Origin of the sequence: Arthrobacter crystallopoietes BAB-32 (genome assembly GCF_000328305.2) — a bacterium.
In the GTDB taxonomy this organism is placed as follows: Bacteria; Actinomycetota; Actinomycetes; order Actinomycetales; family Micrococcaceae; genus Crystallibacter; species Crystallibacter crystallopoietes_A.
Map to the genome: position 1 here is coordinate 1 of NZ_ANPE02000285.1, position 6,534 is coordinate 6,534.

Genomic DNA, 6,534 nt, shown 5'->3' on the forward strand with positions numbered 1-6,534 from the left:
CGCGGTCCAGGCACCTTCGACCGGCTGGCCGTCCGCGTCGATGATCCGCAGTTCGGCGTTGGCCTTCACCCGGCCGCGCTCATCCAGCTCGAAGCCGAAGTTGCGCACGATCGGGTTGGCCTGCACGCCGGCGGTCCACAACAGCGTGTCCGCCTCGAAGCTCTGCGCGGGCGTCTTGTCCGGCATGTTGATCAGCTCGAGCTTGCCGTCCACGGCCGAGGCCAGCGAGGTGTTCAGCAGCACCTCGATGCCGCGCGACCGCATGTGCTCGACGACCCACTCGGCCTGGTGCTCGGTGACCTCGGGCATGATCCGGCCCATCGCCTCGACCAGCACGAAGCGCAGGTCCGAGCGCTTCAGGCGCGGGTTCTGCTCGGCGGCATGGCGGGCCATGTCCTCGATCTCGGTCATCGCCTCGATGCCGGCGAAGCCGCCGCCAACGCATACGAAGGTCAGCGCGCGCTTCTTCTCCGGGCCGTCCGGCAGGATGGAACCGGCTTCGATCCGCTCCAGCACGGTGTTGCGCAGCTCCAGGGCTTCCTCGACCGTCTTCAGGCCGATGCCGTTCTCGGCCAGGCCCGGGATCGGGAAGGTGCGGGTCACCGCGCCGGCGGCGATCACCACGTCGCGGTACGGCAACTCGAACTCCACGCCGTCCTCGGAGTCGATCACCGCGGTCTTGTTCGCGTGGTCGATCGAGGTGACCCGGCCGGTGATGACCTCGGTCTGCTTGAGGTGCATCCGATGCGAGACCACCGCGTGGCGGGATTCGATCGAACCGGCAGCAACCTCCGGCAGGAACGGCTGGTAGGTCATGTAGGGCAGCGGGTCGACCAGGGTGACGATACCCCCGTGGGCCCGGACCTTCTTCTGGAGTTTGAGGGCCACGTAGAGGCCGACGTAGCCGCCACCTACGATGAGGACGCGCGGACGGTCTGAGAGCGCAGGAGTGTATGCCATGCGACCAGTGTAGCGCCTATTGTGAAAGTTTTCACGAACTCTCTTCGGCCTGCGCCAGCCGGCGCGCGCGCAGCGTCTGCTGCACGCCCAGGCCCAGGACGGCCAGGAGCAGAATCCCGAACCCGACCACCAGGATGCCGGGCAGGACGTCGCCTTCCAGCCGGGGCTCCTCAGCCACCGGCGTGGTCGGCTCCGGCACGGCCGGCTCTTCCTTGACGTTGTTCTCAACCGGAGCCGGGCTGGGCGGCGCCGCCTCGCCGCGCCGGTGGATGGTGATCCACTGGGCAATCGAGCCCAGCGGGTTGCCGGACACAGCCGGCACGTCCGCGTTCAGCGCAGCCTCGGCGTCGAGGATGCCGAAGCCGTAGATCGGATCATGGCCAGGGACACCGGCGTCGGACGTGGTGGAGATGATCCGGTTGATCACCTGCCCCGCGCTCATGTCCGGGTACTTGGAGCGGATCAGGGCGGCAACGCCGGAGACCAGCGGGGTGGCGCCGGAGGTGCCGGACCAGTTCGCGTACTGTCCGCCCGGCATGCCGCCGATGAGGTCTTCGGCGGGGGCGGCGACGCCGATGACGATGCTCTGCGCCGACGCCTTCTGGCTCGCTTCGCCGTCGCGGCTGAGCCCGGCCACGGTCAGCACACCGGGAATCGTGGCGGGGGCGCCCGACTGCTCGGTGCCCCCGGCGCGGTTGCCCGCCGCAGCCACAATGACGACGTCGTTCTGTTCCGCGTAGAGGAAGGCGTCGTCCCAGCTTTCGGGCCAGGAGGTTGTGGAGCTGGTCAGCGACATGTTGATGACCTGGGCTCCGCTGTCCACGGCCCAGCGGACCGCGGCCGGGATCTGCTCCTCGATGCCGACGCCGGCGGGGTTGGGCGAACCGAGCCAGGTGGACACGGCGAGCAGCTCGGCCTTGGGCGCCACGCCGATCACTCCGTCGGGACCTGCGCCGACACTGCTCTTGGGCTTCTCCTCGTCTTTGTCTTTGTCCTTGTCCTTGCCCTTCTGCTCCGTGTGCCCGCGGCCGGCGAGCAGGGTCGCCACCAGGGTGCCGTGTTCCGGCGTCGCGCCAATGCCGCGCTGGCCGTTGGGCGCCCCGGCGCCGGACACGTCGGTTCCGCCGACCACGGCGCCCTTCAGGTCCGGATGCGAGGCGTCGATCCCGCTGTCGATGACGGCGACCTTGACGCCCTCGCCCTGCGACGTCTTCCAGGCGTCGCGGATCCCGTAGGAGTCCAGCCAGTATTCCTTGGCGCGCTGCTCGTCGGCGGCAGCGGCGGGAGCGAAGACAGCGCCGCCGGCCAGGGCCAGGACGGAAACCATGGAAAGCAGCGCGCTCCGCGCGGCGGTCCGCCGGCTCCGGCGTCGTGTTCCTGGCTGCATGTACTCCCCTGTCCTGCTGGTCTCAGTCGGCTTAGCTGGCCGCGGAGCGCGGCTGCGCGGCGCTGAGGGCGATGCCGTCGAGAATGTCGTGCTCACTGGCGGTCGCACCGTTGACCCTGCCGCCGGTCAACTCGCCGACGCGGTCATTAATAGTGCGCCAAATCAATGCTCCGGCGCCAATTACGTCCACCCGCCCGGGATGCATGTAGGGCAGGGCGGCGCGCTCGGCGCGGCTCATTTCCAGCAGCGAGGTGCAGGCCTGCCGCGTCTTCGCGGCGTCGAGGGCAGCACCGTGGATCACGCCCGGCTCGTACTCGGACAGCCCCAGCGCGTGGGCGGTGACCGTGGTGATCGAGCCGGCCACACCGACCAGGCGGTCAGTGTCTTTCAGCGGGACATCGCGCAGGACCTGGTCGATGCAGGCATTGATTTCCTGCTCGGCCGCGGCGATCTCGGCCGCTGTGGGCGGATCGGAGCGCAGGTAGCGCTCGGTGAACCGCACGCAGCCCATGTCGGTGCTGCGGGCCGCCCGGACACCGGCGCCGGTCCCGAGGACGAACTCGGTGCTGCCGCCGCCGAGGTCCACGACCAGGACCTGCTCATCGTCCGCAGCCGCCAACACGCTGGCAGCACCGCTGAAGGACAGCTCCGCTTCTTCGCCCCCGCTGATGACTTCCGGCTCCACGCCGAGGCGTGCCCGGACGCCGTCCACGAAGACCTGGCGGTTGCGGGCGTCCCGCGTTGCCGAGGTCGCCACGAAGCGCAGGCTGGCGGCGCCGTGTTCGCGCAGCAGTCCGGCGTAATCCTCGGCTGCCGTAAAGGTGCGCGCCAGCGCCTCGTCGGCCAGCAGGCCGGTCGCGTCCACGCCCTGGCCGAGGCGGACCACCTGCATGGTGCGCACCACGTCGGTGAGGCGTCCGCCGTCGTCGATATCCGCAATCAGCAGGCGGATGGAATTGGTGCCGCAGTCAATGGCTCCAACCCTCATGCTTGTCCTTCTTCCTCCGCTGCCTCCCCGGCTTCCCGGGCGGCGCGGCGTTCGGCGCGTTTGGCTTCGAGCTCCGCTTCGCTGAGCCCCTGCGTCTTGGTATGCCGGCTCAGGTCCCGGGACGGAGCCGGGCCTGTTTCATCCCAGGCGCCGGCGCAGTAGCAGCGGTCCTTGGTCCACCATTCGGCAATCCGCTCCAGCGCCTCGTCGCCCAGCGGATTCACGCCGGGGCCGGCCGCGAGCGAGTGCCCGACGAGTACGTGCAGGCACTTGACCCGGGACGGCATGCCGCCGGCGGAGACTCCGGCGATCTCGGGCACCGAACCGACGCCGGTCCGCTGGCCGATCTCGTCGCGGCTGCGCAGGTAGTCCTCGTGCGCGCGCCGGTAGGCGGCAGCGAGCTGCCCGTCCTGCTCCAGCCGGGCGGTCATCTCGGTCATCACGCCGGCGGCCTCAAGCCGGGACACGGCCGAGGTGATCACCGGATGGGTCAGGTAGAACGTCGTCGGAAACGGAATGCCGTTGCCCAGCCGCGGTGCCGTGGTGGCGACCAGCGGGTTGCCACAGACGCAGCGGGCGCCGATTTCCACCACGTCGCGGGCCGGCCGGCCGAGCTGGCGGCTGATGGTTTCCAAGTCGGCCGGGGTGGGCGTGCGCTGGGCGGTATCCATGGGTCCTTCCAAGGGTTTTACTCACGACGACGGCGGGTCCGCAGCACCGTGTGCCGGGCGCCTGCCGCCGGGCTACTCCGCGGCCGGAGTATCCGTTGCCGCGCGCTTGACCGAGTCCCACAGGGCGTCCACCCAGGGCAGTTCGGCCGGAGCCGCCTCGGAGGCGTGCTCGTCGGATTCGGCCAGGCCTTCGGCCCCGGTGACCAGGTAGCGGGTTTCACCCGGCATTACATAGAATATGCGATCCCGCGCCTGCTGCTTGATGTAGGCCGGGTCCTCCCAGCGGGCCAGCTCGCGTTCCAGCTTGTCCTGGGCCTGCTGCTGGGCGGCGATATCCCGTTCCAGCGCGGCGATCTCCGAGCGCTGTTCGATGAAAATCCGCACGGACGGCGCCAGCAGGACCGTGATGGTCACCAGCACGAGGGCCAGCGCCAGCATGCGCCCGGAAAAGGCCTTCGCGGGCACCGGCGCAGCGGAGGTGCCCTCGGGCTCCAGGATGCTGCGCCTGCCGCCAAGGGCAGAGCCGGACGGCTGCGGCTCCTTCCCCGGCTGCCGGATGGCTTCCGACAGCTGGTTGCGCTCCGCGGCCCGCGCCTCGGACGGCGTCGGTTTGCGCTTCGCGGCCGGTTTCGGGGGCGCTTTGCCAGCGGACTTGCCGCCGCCAGCGGATTTGCCGGCGTGGAAGTCCGCCCGGATCACCTTGCCGCTGGAGCCTCCGGAGCCGGAGCTTCCGGCCCCAGGGCTTCCGGAGCCGGACGGTCCGGAGACACGTCCACCCGGCGTCCCGTGGTCCGGACCCTGCGGTCCGGTCCCGCTGCCGGCGGCCGGACGGGCGGCCTTCGGCACTTTGGGACGTCGGGTGGACATGGAACTCCTTGGCTGCGTCTAGGCCGGCGCCGGTACAGCGCCGTCCTTAAGACGATACCGAGAGATTGGCCGGTTCAGGCTTTGAAACGCGGGAAAGCCGAAGCACCGGCGTAGCGTGCCGCGTCGTCGAGCTCTTCTTCGATGCGCAGGAGCTGGTTGTACTTGGCCACGCGCTCCGACCGGGCCGGGGCGCCGGTCTTGATCTGGCCGGCGTTGGTGGCGACGGCGATATCGGCGATCGTGGTGTCCTCGGTTTCGCCCGAACGGTGCGAGGTGATGGTGGTGTAGCCGTTGCGCTGCGCGAGGGCCACGGCCTCAAGCGTCTCGGTGAGCGAGCCGATCTGGTTGACCTTCACCAGCAGCGAGTTGGCGGTGCGGGAATCGATGCCCTGCTGCAGGCGCTCCGGGTTGGTGACGAACAGGTCGTCGCCCACGAGCTGGACCTTGTCGCCCAGGTCGGCGGTCAGCTTGGCCCAGCCGTCCCAGTCGGACTCGTCCAGCGGGTCCTCGATGGAGACCAGCGGGTAGTCGGCGACCAGCTGGCCGTAGTACTCGCTCATCTCGGCGGCGCTCAGGGCCTTGCCCTCGAACTGGTAGGCGCCGTCCTTGTAGAACTCGGAGGAAGCGACATCGAGGGCCAGCGCGATGTCCTTGCCCGGAGTGTAGCCGGCACGGGTGATGGCCTCGGAAATCAGGTCCAGCGCGGCGCGATTGCTCGGCAGGTTCGGTGCGAAGCCGCCCTCGTCGCCCAGGCCAGTGGAGAGGCCCTTTTCATTCAGCACGGCCTTGAGGCTGTGGTAGACCTCGACACCCCAGCGCAGCCCCTCGGAGAAGGTGGCGGCACCGATCGGGGCGACCATGAATTCCTGGATGTCCACGTCGGAGTCGGCATGCGAGCCGCCGTTGAGGATGTTCATCAGCGGCACCGGCAGCACGTGCGCGTTCGGTCCGCCCAGGTACTTGTAGAGCGGCAGGTTGGAGGCCTCGGCGGCGGCGTTGGCCACGGCCAGGGAGACACCCAGGATGGCGTTGGCGCCGAGGTTGGACTTGTTGGCGGTGCCGTCCAGGTCGATCATCGTCTGGTCGATCAGGCGCTGGTCGGTGGCGTCGATGCCCAACAGGGCCGGCTGGATGGTGTCGATGACCGCGTCGACGGCTTCGCTGACGCCCTTGCCCAGGTAGCGCTCCTTGACGCCGTCGCGGCGTTCCACAGCTTCGAACGCGCCGGTGGAGGCGCCGGAGGGGACAGCGGCACGGCCCATGGAGCCGTCCGAGAGCAGCACCTCGACCTCGACCGTGGGGTTACCGCGGGAATCGAGGATCTCGCGCGCATGGATGGCATCAATAAGCGCCATTGATTTGCTCCTGTTCGTTGGAACTTTGAGTTGGAACGAAAGTTGAACCAGGTCATGACAAGCCGCCGCTGCAGCCGTGTCGGTCTAAGCGTAATCGAGAAGGCCGTCGCCTTCCCCGCCCGTTACGCCGCGTTGAAACCGGCGCACCGCCGAGCGCAGCGCCTGTTCCGGGTCCACGTTGCCTGCCACCGCTTCACGTACGACGGCGAGCAAGCGGCTGCCGATCTCCTCTTCCGTTGGGTGTGGTGTGGCGGGGGGCCCGGGTTCCGCGGCCTGAGCACCAGGCTCCGCCGCCGGAGTGCCCGG

Annotated in this window: 6 protein-coding genes and 1 pseudogene; all 7 read right to left on the reverse strand. The window is 69.3% G+C overall.

The window, feature by feature from the left end; all coding sequences use genetic code 11:
- The coding region (locus D477_RS19875; RefSeq protein WP_005274573.1) for an NAD(P)/FAD-dependent oxidoreductase at positions 1–960 on the reverse strand (960 nt) is incomplete at its 3' end.
- 31 nt (positions 961–991) lie between these two features.
- A complete protein-coding gene (locus D477_RS19880; RefSeq protein WP_005274576.1) occupies positions 992–2,287 on the reverse strand; it encodes a S8 family serine peptidase in 1,296 nt (431 codons plus the stop codon).
- A gap of 91 nt (positions 2,288–2,378) precedes the next feature.
- A complete protein-coding gene (locus tag D477_RS19885) occupies positions 2,379–3,335 on the reverse strand; it encodes a Ppx/GppA phosphatase family protein (RefSeq protein ID WP_005274580.1) in 957 nt (318 codons plus the stop codon).
- Positions 3,332–4,006 carry a DUF501 domain-containing protein gene (locus tag D477_RS19890; RefSeq protein ID WP_005274583.1) on the reverse strand — a complete coding sequence of 225 codons (675 nt, stop codon included), beginning with the start codon at positions 4,004–4,006 and terminating at the stop codon, positions 3,332–3,334. The genes D477_RS19885 and D477_RS19890 overlap by 4 nt, the downstream gene beginning before the upstream one ends.
- A 72-nt stretch (positions 4,007–4,078) precedes the next feature.
- Complete coding sequence (locus D477_RS19895) at positions 4,079–4,873, reverse strand: FtsB family cell division protein (protein ID WP_005274586.1); 795 nt, start codon at positions 4,871–4,873, stop codon at positions 4,079–4,081.
- Between the two features lie 74 nt (positions 4,874–4,947).
- The gene (gene eno, locus D477_RS19900) at positions 4,948–6,228 is read right to left on the reverse strand and encodes a phosphopyruvate hydratase (RefSeq protein WP_005274590.1); all 1,281 of its coding nucleotides are present in this window, start codon (positions 6,226–6,228) and stop codon (positions 4,948–4,950) included.
- Between the two features lie 84 nt (positions 6,229–6,312).
- Positions 6,313–6,534: pseudogene (locus D477_RS23450) on the reverse strand (hypothetical protein); the annotation flags it as partial.

What these genes read in the sequence shown, in the direction of transcription:
- eno (WP_005274590.1), bottom strand. Translation starts at nt 6,228, where the DNA reads ATGGCGCTTATTGATGCCATCCATGCGCGCGAGATCCTCGATTCCCGC.
- D477_RS19895 (WP_005274586.1), bottom strand. Translation starts at nt 4,873, where the DNA reads ATGTCCACCCGACGTCCCAAAGTGCCGAAGGCCGCCCGTCCGGCCGCC.
- D477_RS19885 (WP_005274580.1), bottom strand. Translation starts at nt 3,335, where the DNA reads ATGAGGGTTGGAGCCATTGACTGCGGCACCAATTCCATCCGCCTGCTG.
- D477_RS19880 (WP_005274576.1), bottom strand. Translation starts at nt 2,287, where the DNA reads ATGGTTTCCGTCCTGGCCCTGGCCGGCGGCGCTGTCTTCGCTCCCGCC.
- D477_RS19890 (WP_005274583.1), bottom strand. Translation starts at nt 4,006, where the DNA reads ATGGATACCGCCCAGCGCACGCCCACCCCGGCCGACTTGGAAACCATC.